6 protein-coding genes and 4 pseudogenes are annotated in these 23,223 nt (G+C 66.9%); 1 reads left to right on the top strand and 9 read right to left on the bottom strand.

Annotated features, from left to right (window positions below):
- Window positions 1–36: 36 nt before the first annotated feature.
- From AS594_RS08810 to AS594_RS48370, 7 genes and pseudogenes are all read right to left on the bottom strand, one after another.
- Window positions 37–1,266 (bottom strand): cytochrome P450, encoded by a 1,230-nt coding sequence (locus AS594_RS08810; RefSeq protein ID WP_107357958.1) that lies wholly within the window; start codon window positions 1,264–1,266, stop codon window positions 37–39.
- Window positions 1,259–2,008, bottom strand: a complete 750-nt coding sequence (locus AS594_RS08805) for a hypothetical protein (protein ID WP_240508970.1) — start codon at window positions 2,006–2,008, stop codon at window positions 1,259–1,261. The genes AS594_RS08810 and AS594_RS08805 overlap by 8 nt, the downstream gene beginning before the upstream one ends.
- 1 nt (window position 2,009) lies before the next feature.
- On the bottom strand, window positions 2,010–2,756 hold the full coding sequence (locus tag AS594_RS08800; protein WP_206281709.1) for a thioesterase II family protein: 747 nt from the start codon (window positions 2,754–2,756) through the stop codon (window positions 2,010–2,012).
- Window positions 2,753–8,178 (bottom strand): annotated as a pseudogene (locus AS594_RS46060) (non-ribosomal peptide synthetase); the annotation flags it as partial. The pseudogene AS594_RS46060 and the gene AS594_RS08800, both read right to left, overlap by 4 nt.
- Window positions 8,115–10,075: pseudogene (locus tag AS594_RS48375) on the bottom strand (condensation domain-containing protein); the annotation flags it as partial. The pseudogenes AS594_RS46060 and AS594_RS48375, both read right to left, overlap by 64 nt.
- Before the next feature lie 102 nt (window positions 10,076–10,177).
- A pseudogene (locus AS594_RS47540) lies at window positions 10,178–17,875 on the bottom strand (amino acid adenylation domain-containing protein); the annotation flags it as partial.
- Between the two features lie 106 nt (window positions 17,876–17,981).
- A pseudogene (locus AS594_RS48370) lies at window positions 17,982–19,319 on the bottom strand (condensation domain-containing protein); the annotation flags it as partial.
- Between the two features lie 328 nt (window positions 19,320–19,647).
- Between AS594_RS48370 and AS594_RS08760 the strand changes: the two are divergent.
- Window positions 19,648–20,907 (top strand): lysine N(6)-hydroxylase/L-ornithine N(5)-oxygenase family protein, encoded by a 1,260-nt coding sequence (locus tag AS594_RS08760; protein WP_069926438.1) that lies wholly within the window; start codon window positions 19,648–19,650, stop codon window positions 20,905–20,907.
- An 8-nt stretch (window positions 20,908–20,915) separates the two neighbouring features.
- Here the strand turns inward: AS594_RS08760 and AS594_RS08755 are convergent, their stop codons facing one another.
- Together AS594_RS08755 and AS594_RS08750 are read right to left on the bottom strand one after the other, a co-directional pair.
- Window positions 20,916–21,581 carry an FMN-binding negative transcriptional regulator gene (locus tag AS594_RS08755; protein WP_069930371.1) on the bottom strand — a complete coding sequence of 222 codons (666 nt, stop codon included), beginning with the start codon at window positions 21,579–21,581 and terminating at the stop codon, window positions 20,916–20,918.
- Window positions 21,582–21,628: 47 nt separating this feature from the next.
- Window positions 21,629–23,206 carry a (2,3-dihydroxybenzoyl)adenylate synthase gene (locus tag AS594_RS08750; RefSeq protein ID WP_069930370.1) on the bottom strand — a complete coding sequence of 526 codons (1,578 nt, stop codon included), beginning with the start codon at window positions 23,204–23,206 and terminating at the stop codon, window positions 21,629–21,631.
- Window positions 23,207–23,223: the final 17 nt, after the last annotated feature.

Raw genomic sequence — 23,223 nt, 5'->3', positions numbered from 1 at the left:
GACACGCTCAACCACAACCAACCTGACCAAGCCCTACTAGGTGGTGCGCAACTTCGTGACCACCGGCATGTGCTTGATGCCGGCCGCGAAGTCGGACGCCAGATGCTCCACCGGGCCGGCGAGGTCGAATCGCTCCACCGAGCCGGCGATCTCGGCGAACAGCGCGTTCAGCGCCATCCGCGCCAAGGCGGCCCCGACGCAGTGGTGCGGCCCGAAACCGAACGCGACGTGCGGGTTCGGTGACCGGGTCACGTGGAACCGGAAGGGCTCGGAGAAGACCTCCTCGTCCCGGTTCGCCGAACCCAGCCACGTCACCACCGCGTCGCCCTCACGCACCCGTCGGCCGCGCAACGTCGTGTCCCGGGTCGCGTGGCGCAGGAAGTGATTGGCCGGCGAGGACCAGCGCAGGCCCTCCTCCACCGCGCCGGGCACCAATCGCGGATCGTCGACCAGTTTGCGGTACTCCGCGGGGTTCTCGATGAACGCCAGCACCGTTTGCGTGACGGCGTGCGGTGTGGTGACGTTGGCGCCCAGCAGCAGGCTGTAGCAGTTGTAGACCAGCTCGTCGTGACGCAGTCTGCGCCCGCCCGCCTCCAGGCCGAGCAGCGCGCCGATCAGGCCGTCTTCCCGGGAAGTGCGGCGAGTCCGGCGGGAGAAGTACGAGAACAGCTCGTGATGCGCCGTCGCCAGGGTGTTGAGCCCGCTCCCCAGCCGGAAATCGGGATCTTCCGGTGCGATGGCCGCGGTGGTGAGCACGGTCAGCCGCGCCCAGTCCTGCTCCGGAATGCCCATCAACGTGCCGGTGAACGCCATCGGGAAACCCGCCGCGAGTTCGGCCAGATCCCGGGGGCCGTCGGCCAGTCGCTCAAGCAGGCGGTGGGCCACCCGCCTGACTTCCGGGACGAACGGCTCCAGCGCCCTCCGGGACAGCAGCTTGGCGATCGGCTCGTGCAGCATCGTGTGCACCGGCGGGTCGCTGGCCGCCATCATCTTGCCGCCGGCCGGGTCGCGACTGCCGAGGACCGACAGCAAGGTCCCCCGGCTCGAGGTGAACCTGGTGTGGTCCCGCAGCACTTCGCGGACGTCGTGGTACTTGGTGACCGACCAGAACCGGCGGCCGTCCGGCAACGACTGGAGGTGCAACGGGGCGCGCTCACGCAGCGCGGTCCAGATCGGGTGCGGGTCACCGGAGCCGTACAGGCGCGGATCCATGAGATCCAGCGAGTCCAGATCCGTGGAAGCCGCCGGCGCGGTTCGCTCACTCATCCTCATCGAGGTCTCCCTGCTCTCGGCCGTCAACCGGTTCCTGGACGCCGACAGCGGTCCACATGGCCGTCGCCTTGGCCACCAGCTCGCCACGGTCGTCGTACAAGGCGGTGCCGACCGACGCGGTGCGGCCTTGCCGACGCCATCGGCGCGCGACCACGACATGGGGTTCCAGCGGGCGGGGCGGCCTGCGCAGGACCGCGGTCATGCGGGTGAGCACCATCGGCTCCCGGACCGGGTCCGTGGTCCACCCGCCGGGGCAGTCCAGGACACTCCACACCAGCTCGGGCTGCTCGGACGCCGCCGCCGTCGGCGTCCAGGGACACGCCACGGTGCCGGGGGCACCGGGGACCTCGCCCGGCGCCACCGGGAAGCCGTCCGCCGGTTCACGGTCCACTCCACAGACGAAGCAGGTCGGAAACGGATGACCCGCACGCCCCCGGAAACGTCCGCTCGCATCGGCCGCCGCCTGGAGCGACACCGCTTCCACGGCGGGGAACTCCGCAGAGGCCGTGGTCATGGTCGCGATCAGCCGGTCGCCGTCCCAGATCTGGGAGCGCCGCGTTCCGGGACGGAACTCCAGGGCGTGGTCGAGCCGTGGCGCCACAAGCAGCGCCACGGCGACCGGTGGGCGTTGCTGGTCCGCGGCCGGCTCCGCGAACGTGCCGCAGGCATAGCCGCCGTTCGCCGTGCCGGGCGGGCCGTTGTACCTGGCGGGAATGCGCACCGTCCGAACCGCCATGTCACAGCGCCCGCGTATCGGCTTCGACACCGGCTTGAAGAGCGTCGAGAAGGTGGCCGGGCGCCTTCACGAACGCCTGGTGATCGCCGTCCAGCACGAGCGAGGTGCAGCGTCCCCAGCGTGCCCACCCGTCCATCAGCCCGTGCGGGATCTCCACGTCGGCGGACCATCCGATCGCCCGGATCTCGAAGGAATCCGTCGTGGACCGGTCCGGACGGTAGACCTTGTTCGCCGCCAGGTCGTCCACCAGTACTTTGACGAAGAAGTCGACCAAGCGCTTCGTCGGCGTAACCAGTCCCAGCAGGTTCACGACCACGACCCTGAGCTCGTCCTCGCTCATGTCGAGGAACCGGCCGTACGGCCCGTCGTCCGGCGCCACTTGAGAGGACACGAAACACGTGGTCGGTGACCTGGTGTCGTCGGACGCCATGCGCCGCGCGAATTCGAAGGCCGCCAGCGCCGCCCCGCAATGCCCGAACACACTGAAGTCGCGGTCCAGGACCGGGCCCAGCTCGGCGGTCATCTGCTCGGCCAGGTTCTCGTACGTTCCGTAGTGGGCTTCGCCCATCCGCGTTTCCCGGCCGGGCAGTTGCAGCGGTACCACGGCCGTGTCCCCGATGCGGTCGGGCCACTGGCGGTACATGGAGGCGCCGCAGCCGGAATAGGGAAAGCACAGCAGCAGATGGTCGCAGTCGTCCGGCGGCACAGTGGCGAACCAGCGGTTGTGGTTCTGTTCTTTCCCGATCACGCGTCCCCTCCGGCGGTCCGGTTGCGGAAAGTCTGTTTCAGTACGTTGCCCACCACCTGCATGGATTCCGGCCTGTCCATGTCCTGATGGCTGGTCGGAACGGCGTGGACCGTCATGGGGCCGTGGATGTGGCCCCGCCACGCCCCTGCGGGATCGAGCCGCGAGGAGTCCTCCCCGTCCACCGTGACCGCGCCCGCCTTGAAGAAGACCGCGGCCCCGTCGAATTCCGGCGGCAGGTATCCGGTCAGCATCGCGATGTGCTCCACGCTGATCCCCGTCACGAGGTCGGAGATCGCGTCCACGTCGAGCGAATCGGCATCGGCGTACCTGTGGCGCAGGAACTGGTCGAACCCCTCGCGGATCTCCTGGCCGTCGAGGTTCCCCGCTTCGACGGCGGTGTCCGGATAGCAGTCCATCATCGCCAGCAGCTCGACCTCCTCGCCACGGGCCCGGAGCTCGGCGGCGATGGCGTGCGCGGCGAAGCCGCCGAACGACCAGCCGAGCAGGTTGTACGGCCCGTGCGGCTGGACCGACCGGATCCTGGCCAGGTAGGTCTGGACGAGCTCGGCCATCGACGTCGGCATGGGGTCGGGGCCGGTGGGATCGAGACCGGGCGCCTGTAGCGCGTAGATCGGCCGGTCGTCGATGTAGCGGGCCAGGCTGAGATAGAACCAGCCGACGCCGCTCACCGGGTGCAGGCAGAAAAGGGGCCGTTCGGCGCCGCCGGAGCGGATGGTCATGAGCGGCGCGTAGGTCTCGTCGCGGCCGTCCGGGGCCATGCCGAGCAGCCGTGGCGCCAGGTCGGCCACGGTGGGGCACTCGAACACCGTCCGGATCGGGACGTCGATCCGGAGAACGGTGCGGATGCGGGACAGCAGCCTCGTGGCGAGCAGCGAGTGGCCGCCCAGTTCGAAGAAGCCGTCGTCGATCCCGACGTCGGGCACGCCCAGCACCTCGGAGAAGAGGCCGGTGAGCACTTCCTCGTGCGCGTTCCGTGCCCGCCGCGACGAGCCGCCCGTGATCTCCGGCGCCGGCAGCGCCTCCCTATTCAGCTTTCCGTTGGCGGTCAGCGGCAGACTGTCGAGGAAGATCACCGTCGAGGGGACCATGTACGCGGGCAACTGGCTGCTCACGAAGGCACGGAGGTCCACCGCCTGGTCGGCGACCGGAACGTTGCCGTACACGGTCAGCGGTCCGGCCTGTGCGAAACCGGGCACGTACACATCGGTGCGGACAGTGTCGCCACCGTCGGGTGCCGAAAGTACGACGTCCAGGTGTCCTGCGACCTGCGACCACGTCACCGCCGTCGCGTACCCCAGCCGCTCCCCGAGCGTGTAGAGCTCGTCGCGCAGCTCGCCGTCGGAGGCCGGCGCGTTGTGCTCGGCGTGGAGAAGGCCGGTGGCGCGCACGGCGGTCACCAGGGCCTGGTGAGGCACACCGACGACCCGGACGGTCTCGGGCCGCCGCGTCCGGAGGTGCTGTTCCAGCTCCTGGAGGCCGCCCACTTCGCTCCACCGCAGGCGGGGGACGGCACCGAGGGATCGTGCCCGAACCGGCGCCTTGCGCACCGTCACGTCGTACCGGTACTGACTCAGTTCGTTGTCGTACCAACCGCGTTTGACCTGCACGTCGACCGCGCCGATCGCGGGCAGCTTGTCCCCCAGTGCCGCGAAGAAGTCCGGATGCAGGACGAGCTCGGTCTCCATGGCGATCGCCGTGGCGATGGTGCTGCGGATTCTGCCTCGCTCGGCTTCGTCGAGGTCGGCTGCGTCCTCGTGACCGAGTCGGCTGATCTGAACCGTGGTGGCGAATTCCCGCAGCAGTGCCTTGTTCCGGATGTCGCCGATGAACAGCGCGCCGCCGGGCGCCAGCAGTCCCATCGCCTTCTCGATGACGTCCACCAGGTACTGCACGCTCGGGAAGTACTGGACGACGGAGTTCAGCACGATGGTGTCGAAATCGCGCTCCGGCAGGAGATCCACTTGATCGGCCGGCTGGACGACCAGTTCGACCCGGTCCGCCCAGTCCGCCGGCACCTCGGCGAGGTGCTGCCGGAGCCCGTCGATCACCGACTCGGAGAAGTCCGTGCCGTAGTACGTTTCGCATTCCGGGGCCAGGCGGGCCAGGAGGAGCCCGGTGCCCACTCCGATCTCCAGCACCTTGGACGGCCGCAGGGACCGGATCCTCGCGACGGTCGCGTCGCGCCACTCCCGCATCTCGGCTAACGGAATCGGCGTCTCGGTGTAGCTGCTGTTCCACCCGCGGAAGTCGTCACCGAAGCCGGCGTCGGCAGGGTCACCGGCGTGGTGTTCTCCGCGATACAGATCGTCATACGTGTCCCGCCATTGCTCCACCAGCTCGATCTCCCGGCTCTCATGCCGGTCGGCGGATACCACCTGGTTCCGGACGACATAGGCGACAAGTTGCTTGACGCCCTGCCCGGTGATGTCGCGAGCGACGACCGCGGCCTGCGCCACCTGGGGGTGCGCCAGCAGGACCGCCTCGATCTCACCGGGCTCGACCCGGAACCCGCTGATCTTCGTCTGGTCGTCGACCCGGCCCACGAACACCAGCACGCCCTCGCGCGTCCAGCGCGCGAGGTCGCCGGTGCGGAACATCCGCGAACCGGCCGGACCGTAGGGGTCCGCCACGAAACGCTCCGTGGTCGGGCCGGGGCGGCCCGAATACCCGCGAGCCAGGCCCGCGCCGGCGATCCACAGCTCACCGACGACACCGGTGGCGACCGGATCCAGCTCAGCGCTCAGAACGTAGACCCGGGCATTGCGGATCGGGACGCCGATGGGGACCACCGGATCGTCGAACCGCTGACGGGTGGCGGCACTGACCACATGAGTCGTCGCATTCACCGTGGTCTCGGTCGGGCCGTAGATGTTGATGACCCGGATGGCGCTGTTCGCCCGCAGAACCCGGTCGACCGCCGCGGTCGGCACCTTGTCGCCGCCGGTCGCCAGGTAGCGCAGCGTCCGCAGGCCCGACAGCTCGTCCAGCTCCTCCGACGACATGAGATCGAACAGACCGGCGGTGGCCCACAGCGTGTCGATCTCGTTCGCCGCGATGAACCGGAGACGTTGCGCCGGTGACTCCCTGTCAGCCGGCAGCGGGACGAGGGTCCTGCCGCGCAGGAGCGCCGGCCAGATCTCGTACACCGACGCGTCGAAGGCGATCGACGACTGGACCAGAATCCGGTCGCCCGGTCCCTCCGGCCAGCCGTGCCAGGCATCGTTCAGGACACTGCGATGGGAGACCGCGACTCCCTTGGGGCGTCCGGCTGATCCGGACGTGAACATGACGTACGCCAGATGGGCCGGGCGCAGTCGGTCATGGGACGGGTTGGTGCGCTCGCCGCCGACGATGTCCGCCACGTACAGCCTGGGGATTCCTTCGACGGGCAGCACATCGGGCGTGTCGACGGCGCTGCTCGTCAGGATCAGAGCCGGCTGCCCGTCGGCCAGGATGGAACCGTTGCGCAGACTGGGATAGGCGGGGTCGATGGGCAGGTAGGCGGCGCCGGCTTTCAGGATTCCGAGGATGGCGGCGATCAGTTCCGGCGAGCGGGGGAGTGCGACCGCGACCACTGATTCGAGGTGCACGCCGCGCGTGAGCAGCGCGTGCGCGATCTGGTTGGCGCGCACATTGAGCTCGTCATACGTGATGTCCTCGCCGCCGCTGGAGATCGCGATCGCGTCCGGAGTCCGCGCGACCTGCTGTTCGAACAGGACGGGGATGGAGCCCTCCGGAATCGCGGCGTCCTCGGTGGCCGGGTCCGACGTCCCGAGGAGTTGGCGGCGCTCGTCGGGAAGGAGTACGTCGATGGTGCGAAGGGGTGTGTCCGGGGTGGCGACCACCGTGCGCAGAACTGTTTTGAACCGGGTGATCAGCTGCTCGATGGTCTCCCGGTCGAAGACGTCGGTGGCGTATTCGACGTACCCGACATAGCCGAGAGGATGGTCTCCGTCGCGGGGCAGTTCCGAGATGTTGAAGAGCAGTTCGAACTTGGCTGTGCCGGTCGATATCGGCTCGAAGTCGATCTTTATGTCGCCCAGGGCGAAGGTCGGATAGATGTTGTTTTGGAAGGCGAGGGAGGTTTGGAAGAGGGGGTGGTGGGCGGTGGTGCGGGTGGGGTTGAGGAGTTCTACGAGTTGTTCGAAGGGTGCGTCTTGGTTGGCGTAGGCGGCGAGTGCTTTTTCGCGGACTTGGTTGAGGATGTCGGTGAAGGTGTCGGTGTTTTGGAGGTTGACGCGTAGGACCCAGGTGTTGACGAAGAATCCGATGAGGTTGTTGAGGGCGTCGTCGGTGCGGCCGGCGATGGGGGAGCCGATGGGGATGTCGTTGCCGGCTCCGAGTTTGTTGAGGAGGATGGCGAGTGCGGCTTGGGTGATCATTGCGGGGGTGACGCCGTGTTGGTGGGCGAGGTGTTCGATGGCGTTGCGGGTGTCGGGTTCGATGTGGAGGGGTTGTATGTCGCCGTGGTAGGTGGCGGTGGGGGTCGGGGTCGGTCGAAGGGGAGTGGGGTTTGTTCGGGGAGGTTGGCCAGTTCGTTGCGCCAGTAGTCGAATTGGTGTGAGAGGACGGAGTCGGGGTCGTTTTCGGTGCCGAGGATTTCGCGTTGCCAGAGTGTGTAGTCGGCGTATTGGACGGTGAGTGGTTGCCAGTTGGGTTCGTTTCCGTCGCAGCGTGCGGCGTAGGCGTCGGAGAGGTCCCGCATCAGCGGGACGAGTGACCATCCGTCGGCGGCGATGTGATGGACTACCATTATCAGGGTGCACCCATCGGGGGTGTTGATGATTCGGGCGCGTATCGGTATTTGTGTGTGCAGGTCGAATTCGTATCGGGCGACTTGGTCGACCAGTGTTTCCAGCTGTGCTGGTGTGGTGGCTTGTTCGACCCCGACGGGGATGTCGACCGTTTCGGCGGGAAGTATGTGCTGCACTGGTGTGCCGTCGATTTCGGTGAATACGGTGCGCAGGCTTTCGTGCCGCCGCACGACGTCGCCGATCGCGGACACCAGCGCTTCTGTGTCGGGTTGAGTCCGGAGCCGGAGCCGCATGGGCACGTTGTATGTCGCCGAGGGGCCCTCGAAGCGGTGCAGGAACCACAGTCGGCGCTGCGCGAATGACAAGGGCAGCCGTTCCGGACGAGGCCCCGCCACCACCGGAATCTGCACCGGCCGCCCGTCCAGCTGCGGTGCCAGCTGCGCCACCGTCGGGTACTCGAAGAACAGTCGTATCGGCACCTCGACGCCCAGCACGGTCCGGATGCGGGACAGCAACCAGGTGGCCAGCAGCGAGTGGCCGCCCAGACCGAAGAAGCTGTCGTCGATCCCGACCCTGGTGACGTTCAGCACCTCCGCGAACAGCCCGGCCAGCACTTCTTCCTGAACGTCGCGCGGCTTCCGATACTCCGGAACGACTTGCTCCGCCGCCTTTTCGTCGATGCGTTGCACCAACTCCAGTCGGCCATCTCGGGTCCACCGGGCCGGCTGACCGGCGCGGTAGAGACCGGATCCGGGCGGGCCGTAGGGGTTCGTCTCGAAGTGCTCGGCGGCCGATCGGTCCTGATCCGACGGCACGCCCGATACGTACAGGTCGCCCACCACACCGATGGGCACCAGTTGCAACTCGCCGTCCAGCACGTGGACCCCGGCGTCCTGGACTCCTTCGACCAGTGACCGGACCGCTTCGTGACGAAGGGCCTCGGTCTGCCGACTCCAGGTTTCGAGGAGTTGGTGGCGTTCGTGGGGGAGGAGTACGTCGATGGTTTGGAGGGGGTGTCGGGGTGGGTGACGGCTGTTTTGAGCAGGTTGAGATAGCGGGTGATGAGCTGTTCGATGGTTTCGCGGTCGAAGAGGTCGGTGGCGTATTCGACTATTCCTTTGTAGCCGGTGTTGCCGTTTTCGTCGTCTGGTGGTTCGACGATGTTGAAGAGGAGGTCGAATCGTGAGGTGCCGGTTGAGGTGGGTTCGAAGGTGGTGTTGATGTTGCCCAGGGTGAGGTGGGGGAGGCTGTTGTTTTGGAAGGCGAGGGAGGTTTGGAAGAGGGGTGGTGGGCGGTGGTGCGGGTGGGGTTGAGGAGTTCTACGAGTTGTTCGAAGGGTGCGTCTTGGTTGGCGTAGGCGGCGAGTGCTTTTTCGCGGACTTGGTTGAGGATGTCGGTGAAGGTGTCGGTGTTTTGGAGGTTGACGCGTAGGACCCAGGTGTTGACGAAGAATCCGATGAGGTTGTTGAGGGCGTCGTCGGTGCGGCCGGCGATGGGGAGCCGATGGGGATGTCGTTGCCGGCTCCGAGTTTGTTGAGGAGGATGGCGAGTGCGGCTTGGGTGATCATTGCGGGGTGACGCCGTGTTGGTGGGCGAGGTGTTCGATGGCGTTGCGGGTGTCGGGTTCGATGTGGAGGGGTTGTATGTCGCCGTGGTAGGTGGCGGTGGGGGTCGGGGTCGGTCGAAGGGGAGTGGGGTTTGTTCGGGGAGGTTGGCCAGTTCGTTGCGCCAGTAGTCGAATTGGTGTGAGAGGACGGAGTCGGGGTCGTTTTCGGTGCCGAGGATTTCGCGTTGCCAGAGTGTGTAGTCGGCGTATTGGACGGTGAGTGGTTGCCAGTTGGGTTCGTTTCCGTCGCAGCGTGCGGCGTAGGCGTCGGAGAGGTCCCGCATCAGCGGGACGAGTGACCATCCGTCGGCGGCGATGTGGTGGACGACCAGTATCAGGGTGCATTGGTGGTCGTCGGTGTTGATGATCCGGGCGCGTATCGGGATCTGAGTTTGCAGGTCGAATTCGTATCGGGCGACTTGGTCGACCAGTGTTTCCAGCTGTGCTGGTGTGGTGGCGTGCTGGACTTCGACGGGGATGTCGACCGTTTCGGCGGGCAATACGCGCTGAATGGGTGTGCCGTCGATTTCGGTGAATACGGTGCGCAGGCTTTCGTGCCGCCGTACGACGTCACCGATCGCGGAGACCAGCGCGTCTGTGTCGGGTTGAGTCTGGAGCCGGAGCCGCATGGGCACGTTGTATGTCGCTGAGGGGCCCTCGAAGCGGTGCAGGAACCACAGCCGACGCTGAGCAAATGACAACGGCAGTTGTTTCGGGCGAGGCCCTGCCACGACCGGAATTTGCACCGGCCGGTTGTGAGCCAGCCATGGTGTCAGGCCGGCTACTGTCGGGTTTTCGAACACTGCGCGGATCGGGACTTCGATGCCGAGGACCGACCTGATGCGTGAGGTCAGCCTGGTGGCCAGCAGTGAGTGGCCGCCCAGGGTGAAGAAGCCGTCGTCGATGCCGACCTGGTCGAGGTCGAGGACCTCGGCGAACAGTCCGGCCAGGATCTCTTCGTGCAGGTTGCGGGGTGCGCGGTAGGTGTCGCCGGAGAATTCCGGCTCGGGCAGTGCCCGCCGGTCCAGCTTGCCGTTCACCGTCAGCGGCAACGCGTCAAGGACCATCACTGCCGCCGGCACCATGAACTCCGGCAGCTGGGAGGCCAGGAACTCCCGTAACCGCTCCCGGTCGGGCAGCCCACCGCCGATCCCGGCGGCGTATGCCACCAGTTGCTTACCGCCGACACCCTCACGAGCCACCACCACGGCCCGCGACACCTCGGGGTGGGAGCCCAGGACGGCTTCGACTTCGCCGGGCTCGACCCGGAATCCCCGGATCTTCACCTGGTCGTCCGCCCGGCCCACGAATACCAACTCGCCATCGCGTGTCCACCGGACCAGATCCCCGGTCCGGTACATCCGCGAACCGGCCCCACCAAACGGATCCGCGACAAACCGTGGTGCGGTGAGACCGGGCAGAGCGTGGTAGCCGCGGCCGATGTTCGGCCCCGCGACGTAGAGCTCGCCGGCTACTCCTCGTGGGACGAGATGGAGATCGGTGTCCAGGACGTAGACGTGGACGCCTCCGAGCGGGGTGCCGATCGGAGCGTTGCTCCGCTCTTCCATGGTGGACAGCGGCCGGGATGTCGTTGCGTAGAAGGATTCCGTTTGTCCGTAGGCGTTGAAGATCCGGGTTTCCGGTAGCGCCTGGCGGAGGCGACGGACCAACTCTGCGGGAAGTGCCTCGCCGGCGAGTACCGCGGTGTCGATGGTGACGGCTTCCGGCAGGTCGTCCAGCAGCTCGGCGAACGCCGACGGGACCGTGCTGACAACGCTTCCGGCCCACGTGTCGCGCCTGCCGAGCTCCAGCACGTCTTGAACCATGTCGATGGTGCCGCCGGAGGCCAACGTCGCGACAATCTCAAAAACTGACACGTCGAAACTGACCGACGTGCTCGCCAGGGTGATTCCACCAGGCTTCATGGCGAACCGGGTGGCCAGTTCCCGCGCGCAGAGCGTGACGCTCGCGTGGGTGATCCCGACGCCCTTCGGTACGCCGGAGGAGCCGGAGGTGTACATGAGATAGGCGAGATTGTCCGGCAGCAGTGCGGGACACGGGTGCGCACCGGCCGCGGTGACCTTGTCAACAAGGAGATGACGTAGACCGTTGCCGACGACGGATCCGGCCGTGGCGCTGTCGGTGACGACGACCGCCGGTGCCGCGTCGCTCAGCACGAACTCCAGTCGGTCCGCCGGATAGGCGGGATCGATGGGCAGGTAGGTGGCGCCGGCTTTCAGGATTCCGAGGATGGCGGCGATCAGTTCCGGCGAGCGGGGGAGTGCGACCGCGACCACTGATTCGCGGTGTACGCCGTGCGCGAGCAGCGCGTGCGCGATCTGGTCGGCGCGTTCGTCGAGCTCCCGGTAGGTCAGTTGGCCGGCAGCGGAAGTGACCGCGATCGCGTCCGGCATCTGTGCCGTCCGCTTCTCGATCAGCCGTGGAACGGTGGTGACCGTCGCGGCTGTCGAAGTGCGGCCCCAGCTTTCGAGGAGTTGGTGGCGCTCGTCGGGGAGGAGTACGTCGATGGCGCGGAGGGGTGTGTCCGGGGTGGCGACCACCGTGCGCAGAACTGTTTTGAACCGGGTGATCAGCTGCTCGATGGTCTCCCGGTCGAACAGGTCGGTGGCGTACTCGACATGTCCGGCGTATCCCGGCCGGTCCGCGCTGTCGCGTGGTGGTTCGACGATGTTGAAGAGGAGGTCGAATCGTGAGGTCCCGGTTGAGGTGGGTTCGAAGATGGTGTTGATGTTGCCCAGGGTGAGGTGGGGGAGGCTGTTGTTTTGGAAGGCGAGGGAGGTTTGGAAGAGGGGGTGGTGGGCGGTGGTGCGGGTGGGGTTGAGGAGTTCTACGAGTTGTTCGAAGGGTGCGTCTTGGTTGGCGTAGGCGGCGAGTGCTTTTTCGCGGACTTGGTTGAGGATGTCGGTGAAGGTGTCGGTGTTTTGGAGGTTGACGCGTAGGACCCAGGTGTTGACGAAGAATCCGATGAGGTTGTTGAGGGCGTCGTCGGTGCGGCCGGCGATGGGGGAGCCGATGGGGATGTCGTTGCCGGCTCCGAGTTTGTTGAGGAGGATGGCGAGTGCGGCTTGGGTGATCATTGCGGGGGTGACGCCGTGTTGGTGGGCGAGGTGTTCGATGGCGTTGCGGGTGTCGGGTTCGATGTGGAGGGGTTGTATGTCGCCGTGGTAGGTGGCGGTGGGGGGTCGGGGTCGGTCGAAGGGGAGTGGGGTTTGTTCGGGGAGGTTGGCCAGTTCGTTGCGCCAGTAGTCGAATTGGTGTGAGAGGACGGAGTCGGGGTCGTTTTCGGTGCCGAGGATTTCGCGTTGCCAGAGTGTGTAGTCGGCGTATTGGACGGTGAGTGGTTGCCAGTTGGGTTCGTTTCCGTCGCAGCGTGCGGCGTAGGCGTCGGAGAGGTCCCGCATCAGCGGGACGAGTGACCATCCGTCGGCGGCGATGTGATGGACGACCATTATCAGGGTGCACCCATCGGGGGTGTTGATGATTCGGGCGCGTATCGGTATTTGTGTGTGCAGGTCGAATTCGTATCGGGCGACTTGGTCGACCAGTGTTTCCAGCTGTGCTGGTGTGGTGGCGTGCTGGACCTCGACGGGCATATCGACCGTTTCGGCGGGCAATACACGCTGAATGGGTGTGCCGTCGATTTCAGTGAAGATCGTGCGCAGGCTTTCGTGCCGCCGCACGACATCACCGATCGCGGACACCAGCGCGTCTGTGTCGGGTTGTGTCTGGAGCCGAAGCCGCATCGGGACGTTGTAAGTCGCTGAGGGGCCCTCGAAGCGGTGGAGGAACCACAGCCGGCGCTGTGCGAATGACAAGGGCAGTTGTTCCGGGCGAGGCCCGGCTGTCACCGGTATCTGCACCGGTCGCACTTTGGTCAGTTGCGGCGCGAGACCGGCTACTGTCGGGTTTTCGAACACTGCGCGGATCGGGACTTCGATGCCGAGGACCGACCTGGTGCGTGAGGTCAGCCTGGTGGCCAGCAGTGAGTGGCCGCCCAGGGTGAAGAAGCCGTCGTCGATGCCGACCTGGTCGAGGTCGAGGACCTCGGCGAACAGTCCGGCCAGGATCTCTTCGTGCAGGTTGCGGGGTGCGCGGTAGGTGTCGCCGGAGAATTCCGGCTCGGGCAGTGCCCGCCGGTCCAGCTTGCCGTTCACCGTCAGCGGCAACGCGTCAAGGACCATCACTGCCGCCGGCACCATGAACTCCGGCAGCTGGGAGGCCAGGAACTCCCGTAACCGCTCCCGGTCGGGCAGCCCACCGCCGATCCCGGCGGCGTATGCCACCAGTTGCTTACCGCCAGCACCGTCACGGGCGACCACCACGGCCCGTGACACGTCGGGGTGGGAGCCCAGGACGGCTTCGACTTCGCCGGGCTCGACCCGGAATCCCCGGATCTTCACCTGGTCGTCCGCCCGGCCCACGAAGACCAACTCGCCATCGCGTGTCCACCGGACCAGATCCCCGGTCCGGTACATCCGCGAACCGGCCCCACCAAAGGGATCCGCGACGAACCGGCCGGCCGTCAATCCGGGACACCCGAGATAGCCACGTGCCAACTGCACCCCGGACACGTACAACTCACCCACCACACCGACCGGAACCAGACCCAAACCGGAGTCCAGCACATGCATGCGGGTGTTCGAGATCGGGCTGCCGATGGGAACGACGGTCGGCCATTCGGTATCCCGGTCGTCTAAAGAGTGGCTGGTGACGACGTGTGTTTCGGCCGGGCCGTAGTTGTTCCGCAGCCGGGTCCCGGAATCGAGGAAGAACCTTCCGAGGCGGGCGTCCAGGGTGAGCGCTTCGCCCGCCTGGCACACCTCACGCAGGTCAGGCAGGTCGAACCCGTCTTCCAGGGCTGCTTCGCACACCGCTTTGATCACCGGTGTCGGTGCGAACAGTTCGTTGATCCGTTCTTGACGCAGCCATGCCGCGAGGGCGCGCGGATCAGCCCGGGTCTCGTCGTCCGGAATGATCAGCGACTTGCCTGTTGCCAGGCTGGACAGGATCTCCTGGACCGAGACGTCGAAGCCCAACGCGGTGAACTGGGCGACCCGTGAACCCATGCCACCTTCGGCAACGCCGATGTGCCAGCGCAACAGGTTCGCCAGAGCGCCGGACGTCATGGCGACGCCCTTGGGGACGCCGGTGGAGCCGGAGGTATAGATCAAGTAGGCGAGATGATCCGGGCGCAGTGCTGGTCGGGGGTTCGCTCGCGCCGTAGTGATCTCTTCGATAAGAAGGCACCGCACACCCGTCCCGGCGACGGACTCGACTGTGGCCCTGTCGGTGACGACGACCACCGGGGCCGAGTCGTCGAGCATAGATTCCAGCCGGTCCGCCGGATAGACGGGATCCATGGGCAGATAGACACCACCGGCCTTCAAGAGCCCCAGCAGTGTCGCGACCAGATCCGGCGAACGAGGCAGTGCTACCGCCACCACGGCGTCCGGCCCCACACCCGCGGCGGAGAGGGCGGCAGCGATGTCGCCGGCCCACGCCTCAAGTTGCCGGTAGGTCAGCTCGGCCTCCCCGAAGACCACAGCGGTCGCGTCTGGACTCCGCCGTATCTGCTCCTCGATCACCTGGTAGACCGTCGTCGACGCGGCGGTCGACGCGGCGGTCATTGCTGTGTCGTTCCAGGTTTCGAGGAGTTGGTGGCGTTCGTGGGGGAGGAGTACGTCGATGGTTTGGAGGGGGGTGTCGGGGTGGGTGACGGCTGTTTTCAGCAGGTTGAGATAGCGGGTGATGAGCTGTTCGATGGTTTCGCGGTCGAAGAGGTCGGTGGCGTATTCGACTATTCCTTTGTAGCCGGTGTTGCCGTTTTCGTCGTCTGGTGGTTCGACGATGTTGAAGAGGAGGTCGAATCGTGAGGTGCCGGTTGAGGTGGGTTCGAAGGTGGTGTTGATGTTGCCCAGGGTGAGGTGGGGGAGGCTGTTGTTTTGGAAGGCGAGGGAGGTTTGGAAGAGGGGGTGGTGGGCGGTGGTGCGGGTGGGGTTGAGGAGTTCTACGAGTTGTTCGAAGGGTGCGTCTTGGTTGGCGTAGGCGGCGAGTGCTTTTTCGCGGACTTGGTTGAGGATGTCGGTGAAGGTGTCGGTGTTTTGGAGGTTGACGCGTAGGACCCAGGTGTTGACGAAGAATCCGATGAGGTTGTTGAGGGCGTCGTCGGTGCGGCCGGCGATGGGGGAGCCGATGGGGATGTCGTTGCCGGCTCCGAGTTTGTTGAGGAGGATGGCGAGTGCGGCTTGGGTGATCATTGCGGGGGTGACGCCGTGTTGGTGGGCGAGGTGTTCGATGGCGTTGCGGGTGTCGGGTTCGATGTGGAGGGGTTGTATGTCGCCGTGGTAGGTGGCGGTGGGGGGTCGGGGTCGGTCGAAGGGGAGTGGGGTTTGTTCGGGGAGGTTGGCCAGTTCGTTGCGCCAGTAGTCGAATTGGTGTGAGAGGACGGAGTCGGGGCCGTTTTCGGTGCCGAGGATTTCGCGTTGCCAGAGTGTGTAGTCGGCGTATTGGACGGTGAGTGGTTGCCAGTTGGGTTCGTTTCCGTCGCAGCGTGCGGCGTAGGCGTCGGAGAGGTCCCGCATCAGCGGGACGAGTGACCATCCGTCGGCGGCGATGTGGTGGACGACCAGTATCAGGGTGCATTGGTGGTCGTCGGTGTTGATGATCCGGGCGCGTATCGGGATCTGAGTTTGCAGGTCGAATTCGTATCGGGCGACTGGCGACCAGTGTTTCCAAGTCTGTTGCTGTCGTGGCGTGCTGGACTTCGACGGGGATGTCGACCGTTTCGGCGGGCAATACGCGCTGAATGGGTGTGCCGTCGATTTCGGTGAATACGGTGCGCAGGCTTTCGTGCCGCCGTACGACGTCACCGATCGCGGAGACCAGCGCGTCTGTGTCGGGTTGAGTCTGGAGCCGGAGCCGCATGGGCACGTTGTATGTCGCTGAGGGGCCCTCGAAGCGGTGCAGGAACCACAGCCGACGCTGAGCAAATGACAACGGCAGTTGTTTCGGGCGAGGCCCTGCCACGACCGGAATTTGCACCGGCCGGTTGTGAGCCAGCCATGGTGTCAGGCCGGCTACTGTCGGGTTTTCGAACACTGCGCGGATCGGGACTTCGATGCCGAGGACCGACCTGATGCGTGAGGTCAGCCTGGTGGCCAGCAGTGAGTGGCCGCCCAGGGTGAAGAAGCCGTCGTCGATGCCGACCTGGTCGAGGTCGAGGACCTCGGCGAACAGTCCGGCCAGGATCTCTTCGTGCAGGTTGCGGGGTGCGCGGTAGGTGTCGCCGGAGAATTCCGGCTCGGGCAGTGCCCGCCGGTCCAGCTTGCCGTTCACCGTCAGCGGCAACGCGTCAAGGACCATCACTGCCGCCGGCACCATGAACTCCGGCAGCTGGGAGGCCAGGAACTCCCGTAACCGCTCCCGGTCGGGCAGCCCACCGCCGATCCCGGCGGCGTATGCCACCAGTTGCTTACCGCCGACACCCTCACGAGCCACCACCACGGCCCGCGACACCTCGGGGTGGGAGCCCAGGACGGCTTCGACTTCGCCGGGCTCGACCCGGAATCCCCGGATCTTCACCTGGTCGTCCGCCCGGCCCACGAATACCAACTCGCCATCGCGTGTCCACCGGACCAGATCCCCGGTCCGGTACATCCGCGAACCGGCCCCACCAAAGGGATCCGCGACGAACCGGCCGGCCGTCAATCCGGGACACCCGAGATAGCCACGTGCCAACTGCACCCCGGACACGTACAACTCACCGACCACACCGACCGGAACCAGACGCAAACCGGAGTCCAGCACGCGCGCGTGCATGTTCGGGACCGGAGTGCCGATCACGCTGCCGACCGTGGTCGTGTCGAGAGGCCGGTAGGTGACGTGCACGGTCGTCTCGGTGATCCCGTACATGTTCACCAGCAGCGGTGACCGGTCGCCGTGGCGTTCGTACCACCCGCTGAGCGTCCGCGGATCGAGCGCCTCCCCACCGAAGATCACGAACCGCAGCGCGAGATCGTCCGGGAAATCCGCGTCCGCCTCGGCCAGTTGCTGGAACGCCGACGGTGTCTGGTTGAGCACGGTGACGCCTTCGGCGGCCAGCAGCCGCCGGAATTCCCGGGGGGAGCGGCTGGTCTGTCGGGACACGACGACGAGCCGCCCGCCGTGCAGCAGCGGGCCCCAGATCTCCCAGACGGAGAAGTCGAAGGAGGGCGAGTGGAACAACGTCCAGACGTCATCCGGACCGAAGTGGAAACACGATTCGGTGGCGGCGAACAGGCGCGTCACGTTCGCGTGCGGAACGACTACGCCTTTGGGAGTCCCGGTCGACCCCGAGGTGTAGATGAGATACGCGGGCTGGTCGCCGTGCCGGGGCGGGACCGCGACCCCTCCGCCGCGTTCGTCGGGCGAAATCCGGGGGTGCCCGGTCGCGGGCAGGTCGACGTCCGGGCGTGTGATCACCAGGACCGGGTCGGCGTCGTCGAGCATGAGGGCGATCCGGTCCGCCGGATAGCCCGGGTCTACGGGTACGTACGCTGCCCCCGTCTTCAGCACCGCCAGCACCGAGACCACGAGGTCGATCGACCGTGGCAGCGCCACGGCCACGAACCGCTCCTCGCCCGCACCCTTTGCGGCCAGCGCCTGCGCGAGGCCGCTTGAGCGCCGGTCCAGTTCCGCGTACGAGACGGTGACGCCGTCGCACACCAGCGCCGTCGCATCGGGCGTCGCGCCGGCCTGCTCTGCGAACAACGACACGAGGGTGGCGTCAGGGACCGGTGCCGTCGTGTCCTCACGCGCGGCCAGCCAGGACAGTTCCGCCGGGCTCAGGGTCTGTGCCACGTCCACCGGCGCGTGCGGGTCTGCCATCACCGACCGCAGGCATTCGATCAGCCGGGAACACAGCGCCGCGAGGTCGTCCCGGTCGTAGAGCGCTTCCGGGGCGTCGAACCGGACACACAGGTCGCCCGTGGCACTGGTGCCGTCGACATAGACGGAGATCATCAGCTCGTCGGTGACACCGAACGAGCTGCCGGACAGGCGTGCTGGGCTGCCGTCGAAGTCGACCGGCTCAAGGAACGGGATGAGGTTGAGAATCGCGCCGAACGGACTGCGCGGTTCGTGGCTCGAGCCGGCGTCACGCCGGATGCTGGATATCTGTAGCGACGAGTGTCGGTAGATACTCCGGGTTTCGGTCGTGACCACCTCGGCCAGCTCCGCCAGCGAGATGCCGGGCCGGAACGCGATCCGTATCGGAAGGACGTTCTGGACCATCCCCGGAGTCGCCCTCGTCTCGCCGAACCGGTTGTTCACGCTGAGCGAGAACAGTGGTTCGGACTGCCGGCACATCCGCCGGAAGAACACCGCGACCGCGGCGGTGGTCAGCGATGTCATGGCGACGCCCAGGGACGCCGCGACCTCCTGCCATTTCGCGTATTCCGCGGCCGGAACGCATGCTTCGAATTCGCACATCCCGAGCCGCGCGGCCGTCGAGAGCCGGGGCGGTTCCAGTTCGGCGACGTCGGTCTTCGAGACGCCTTTCGGCAGCCGGACGACTTCGCCGGCGTCCGCTGTGTAATCGCGCCAGAACGCCGCATCGGCCGCGGCGCGGGCCGAGTCGCGATACCGCCGATCGGCCCGGTGGAAAGCTTCGGGTGAGGCGAAGGTACTCGGCGGGATCGGCAGGTCCTTGCGCAGTGCCGTGTACATGTCGGCGATCCGCCCGGCCAGGAGGTTCAAGATCCCGAAGCCGTCGGAGATCAGGTGCGGGCACACCACCACCAGGTGCAGCCGGTCGTCGGCGAGGACGATCACACCCGCGCGCAGCAGGAGGTCCGACCCGAAGTCGAACGGTCGTCCCACCAGGTCCGAGACGATCTCGCCCGCAGCGGTGTGCGGATCGGCGTGCCCGGAGACGTCGATCGAGAAGGGCTGCCAGTCGCCGAGTTCCCGGAACACCTGCCGGAGGCCGTCGTCCTCTTCGCGGAAGTTGACCAACAGCGTGCGCGCTTCCGCCACCGTCCTGCGAATCGCGGAGATGAGCTCCGTGCGGGACACCTCGCCGTCGATCTGCCACAAAGCCAGACCGTTGTTCGGCACGTCGGGCGATATGGCGTGAGCGAACCACATCCGTTCCTGCGCGGCCGAGAGGGCTAGCGACGGCATTTCCATTCACCTCGATGTGTGCTCATGGAGCATCAGACAGCACGACAGCACGACAGCACGACAGCACGACAGCACGACAGCACGACAGCACGTGCCGGCTGAGGACGCCGAGGCCAGCCGCCTCTTTTCGTCGACGCTCGGTGGGTGGTCGCAACAGGGTTTCGGGCGAGATGCCGAGCGGCGGTACGGGATTCGCGTCCCCATAGCCGGAGTTCACCACATACCGGCCGCTCACAGGATCACTCTTTCCTGCTTCTTTCCGCCCGCGTTCCACTAACGGGCCGGGTGCGTAGGCTCCCCCGCAGGAATTCGGTAACGAGGAGGACGGGTGCCAGAGAACGTGGTGTATGACGTCGTCGGCGTCGGTTTCGGGCCGGCCAACCTGTCGCTCGCCGTCGCGCTGACCGAGCACGCCGATGATCTGACGTCCCTTTTCCTCGACCGGGCGCCGTCGATGAGCTGGCATGGCGGAATGCTGTTGCCGGGCGCGAAGATGCAGGTCGCGTTCCTCAAGGACCTCGCGACATTCCGCAATCCGGTCTCCCGGTTCAGCTTCGTGGCGTACCTGCATGACACCGGACGGCTGGCGCAGTTCGTCAACAACCGGGACTTCTTCACCACCCGCCGTGATTTCCACGCCTATCTCGACTGGGCCGAAGCCGGTCTCGCCGACCAGGTGCGGCGAGGGGTGACCGTGACCGGCATCGAACCGACCGGGAACGGCGACAGCATGCGGGTGCTGATGGAGGGGGCGAACGGTACCGACTCGACAGAGGCGCGCAACGTCGTCATCTCGACCGGGCTGGTGCCGAAGATGCCGCCCGGCATCGCGGAGGACCAGTACGTCTGGCACAGCTCGCGATTCCTGGACAACTACCGTGCGGTGCGCGGACCGCTGCGCCGCGTCGGTGTGGCCGGTGCCGGGCAGAGCGCGGCGGAGCTCGTGCGCTACCTCTACGACCACCTGCCCGATGCGGAGATCTTCGCGTTCGTGCCGTCGTACGGGTACTCCGTGGCGGACAGCACGCCGTTCGCCAACCGGGTGTTCGACCCGCAGGGGATGGACGACTTCTACTCCGCACCGGCGCAGACCAAGTCGGCCATCTGGCAGTACCACAAGAACACGAACTACTCGGTGGTCGACGACGGCGTCATCCGGGATCTGTACCAGCGCGCCTACGACGAGGAGACGTCCGGCCGCGACCGCCTGCACTTCCACACGATGGCGAGGGTGGAAAGCGCGAAGCGGATGGCGGACGACACCCGCGTCACCGTTTACTCGATGCTGTCGGACAGCTCCTACGAACTCGACCTGGACGTCCTGATCTGCGCCACCGGCTACGACCCCATGGATCCTGCGAAGCTGCTCGGCGGGATGGACGGGTGCCTCGCCCGCGACGAGGAGGGCAGGTACCGCGTCCGCCGCGACCACCGGCTGGTCACCGCCTCGGAGTCGGCCTGCGGCGTCTACCTGCAAGGCGGCACTGAGCACACACACGGCCTCAGTGCGTCGCTGCTGTCGAACATCGCGATCCGCAGCGGCGAGATCGCCGACTCGGTCGCGGCGGCGAAACGAGCGCGGCGCTGAGGAGTCCGTCACCGCGCGGCCGGCCCCGGTTCCCGCTGCCAGCGGCACATCAGGTCGGCGACCTCCCCGCGGCGGCCGGTCGGGTCGCCGCCGAAGGACTCCCGTACGCGTTCCCTGACCTCGGGTGGCTGCTCCTGGCTGAGCTTGAACATCGCCTCCGTGCGTCGGCCGTGGATGCGGAAGGCCCCGACCGCGGGCAGGATCTTGCGGAAGTAGCCCACCGACTCGGACATGTCCCAGCCCGTGCCGAACTCGGCCTCGTAGGCCCGCACGGTCGCCTGCACGACGGCCAGCGTGGGCTCGCCCTCGTCGAGTAGCTGCACCGGGCCGCGCACGTGCACGGAGGTGAAGTCCCAGGTCGGCGCTGCGGGCGTGGTCTGGTAGACCGTGGGGGAGACGTACGAATCCGGCCCGGTGAACACCACCAGCGCCTCGCCCGCGTCCACCGCCGCCCAATGCGGGTTCGCGCGGTTCATGTGGCCGAGCAGGACGATCTCCGCCGGATCGCCGGCTGTCGGATCGCCCGCCGCCGGGTCGAGGATGACCGGTACGTGAGTGGCGTGCACGCCCGGCCCCAGGGGGTCGGCGGTGACCAGCAGCGCCAGCGGGTTCGACCTGATCATGTCGATGGTCCAGCTCTGATCCGGCTGACGGTAGGTTGCGGGGACGAACACGTCCACCCCTTCCGGGTCTGTCGACGTTCGACGGGTGTCGGCACGCCTCACGAGCTGCGCGCCCGGGCGCGCAGCGCTTCCTTGTCGGTCTTGCCCATCGCGGTCCGCGGCAGGTCGGCCAGCGTGACGATCCGGTCAGGGATCTTGTACGTGGCGAGGCCGCGCTCGCGCAGGTGGGTCTTGACGGCGGCTGACGTGACGTCGGTCCGCAGCAGGAGGAAGGCGTATGTCCGCTCACCCAAGGTGCGGTCCGGGACGCCGACCACGGCCGCGTCCCGCACCGCGGGATGCGCGCACAGATGCCGCTCCACTTCCTCCGGGGAGACCTTCTCGCCCGCCCGGTTGATGACGTCCTTGATCCTTCCGAGGATCACGAGGTTTCCGTCAGGACGCCGGCAGGCCAGGTCGCCGGTGCGGTAGAACCCGTCGGGCGTGAATGATCGCGCGTTCTGTTCCGGCGCCCGGTAGTACCCGCGGATGGTGTACGGACCGCGCACAAGCAGCTCGCCGGCCTCCCCGTCGGGCAGTGGCTCTCCGGACGGTCCCACCACCAGCATCTCGTCGGCCTCGGAGAGCGGCCGGCCCTCGGTGTTCTCGATCACTTCCTCCGGGTCGTCCAGCCTGGTGTGGGCGAGGAACCCCTCGGTGGTGCCGAACCACCGGGTCAGCCCGCACGCCAGTACTTTGCGTGCCCGTGTCGCCAGGGCGGAGTCGAGCGGGGCGCTGCCGATCTGGAGCACCAGCCGGGAGAGGTCGTGGTGCTGCCGGCCGGAGTCGGCCCACAGCCGCAGCACCGCGGGCACGAGCGAGGTGACGGTGACCTTCTCCCGCTCGATCAGCGGAAACACCTCGTCGGGCCGCACACTCGACGTGAGCACGGCCTTGCCGCCGAGCAGCAGGCTCCCCAGCACCCCCGGACAGGCGAGGGCCGCCGTGTGCGACACCGGATTCACCGCGAGGTAGACCAGGTCCGATCCCGCCCCCATCGCCCGGGCGGTGGCCCGCATCAGGTAAGCGAGTTCGTCATGGGTGCGTGGGATCAGCTTGGGCAGCCCCGTCGTCCCGCTGGACAGCAGGAACAATGCCGGATCGGACGGATTGACCGACGGCAGCTCCCGCGGGGCACCCGCGAGCGCGTCGAGAGCGACGAATTCCTGGGCGTCGCCGCTGACGAGCACATGCCCGGCGAAGGAGACCTCACGGGCGAGCCGCCGGAAGTCGAAACCGCCGAACTCGTCCTTGACCGCGTACGCGACGGCGCCGCTGTGCGCGCCGACATGCGCCATCTCGACGCGCCGGTACCCGGGCAGGGCCAGGACGGGAATGGCGCCGACGCGCAGCAGCGCCAGGATCAGCACGACGAACTCCGGGATGTTCGGCATCTGCACCACGACCCGGTCCGACGGCCTGACGCCCAGCTCCAGCAGCCCGTACGCCAGCCGTTGCGCGCTGTCCCCCAGCTCGGCGTAGGTCAGTTCGCGTTCACCGCAGACGACGGCCACGCGATCGGCGTGCCGCGCGCAGGACTCCTGGAAGAGATCGCCGAGCGGGCGACCGAGCCAGTAGCCGTCCCGGCGGTACTCCTGGGCGAGTCCGTCGGGCCACGGGACGAAGCCATCGATCATGATCACTTCCCTCGTCG

The organism is Streptomyces agglomeratus (assembly GCF_001746415.1).
GTDB classification, from domain to species: Bacteria; Actinomycetota; Actinomycetes; order Streptomycetales; family Streptomycetaceae; genus Streptomyces; species Streptomyces agglomeratus.
Note: the sequence above shows the minus strand (reverse complement) of the source record. Positions and strands in the feature narration are given on the sequence as shown.

What these genes read in the sequence shown, in the direction of transcription:
- AS594_RS08810 (WP_107357958.1), bottom strand. Translation starts at nt 1,266, where the DNA reads ATGAGTGAGCGAACCGCGCCGGCGGCTTCCACGGATCTGGACTCGCTG.
- AS594_RS08805 (WP_240508970.1), bottom strand. Translation starts at nt 2,008, where the DNA reads ATGGCGGTTCGGACGGTGCGCATTCCCGCCAGGTACAACGGCCCGCCC.
- AS594_RS08750 (WP_069930370.1), bottom strand. Translation starts at nt 23,206, where the DNA reads ATGATCGATGGCTTCGTCCCGTGGCCCGACGGACTCGCCCAGGAGTAC.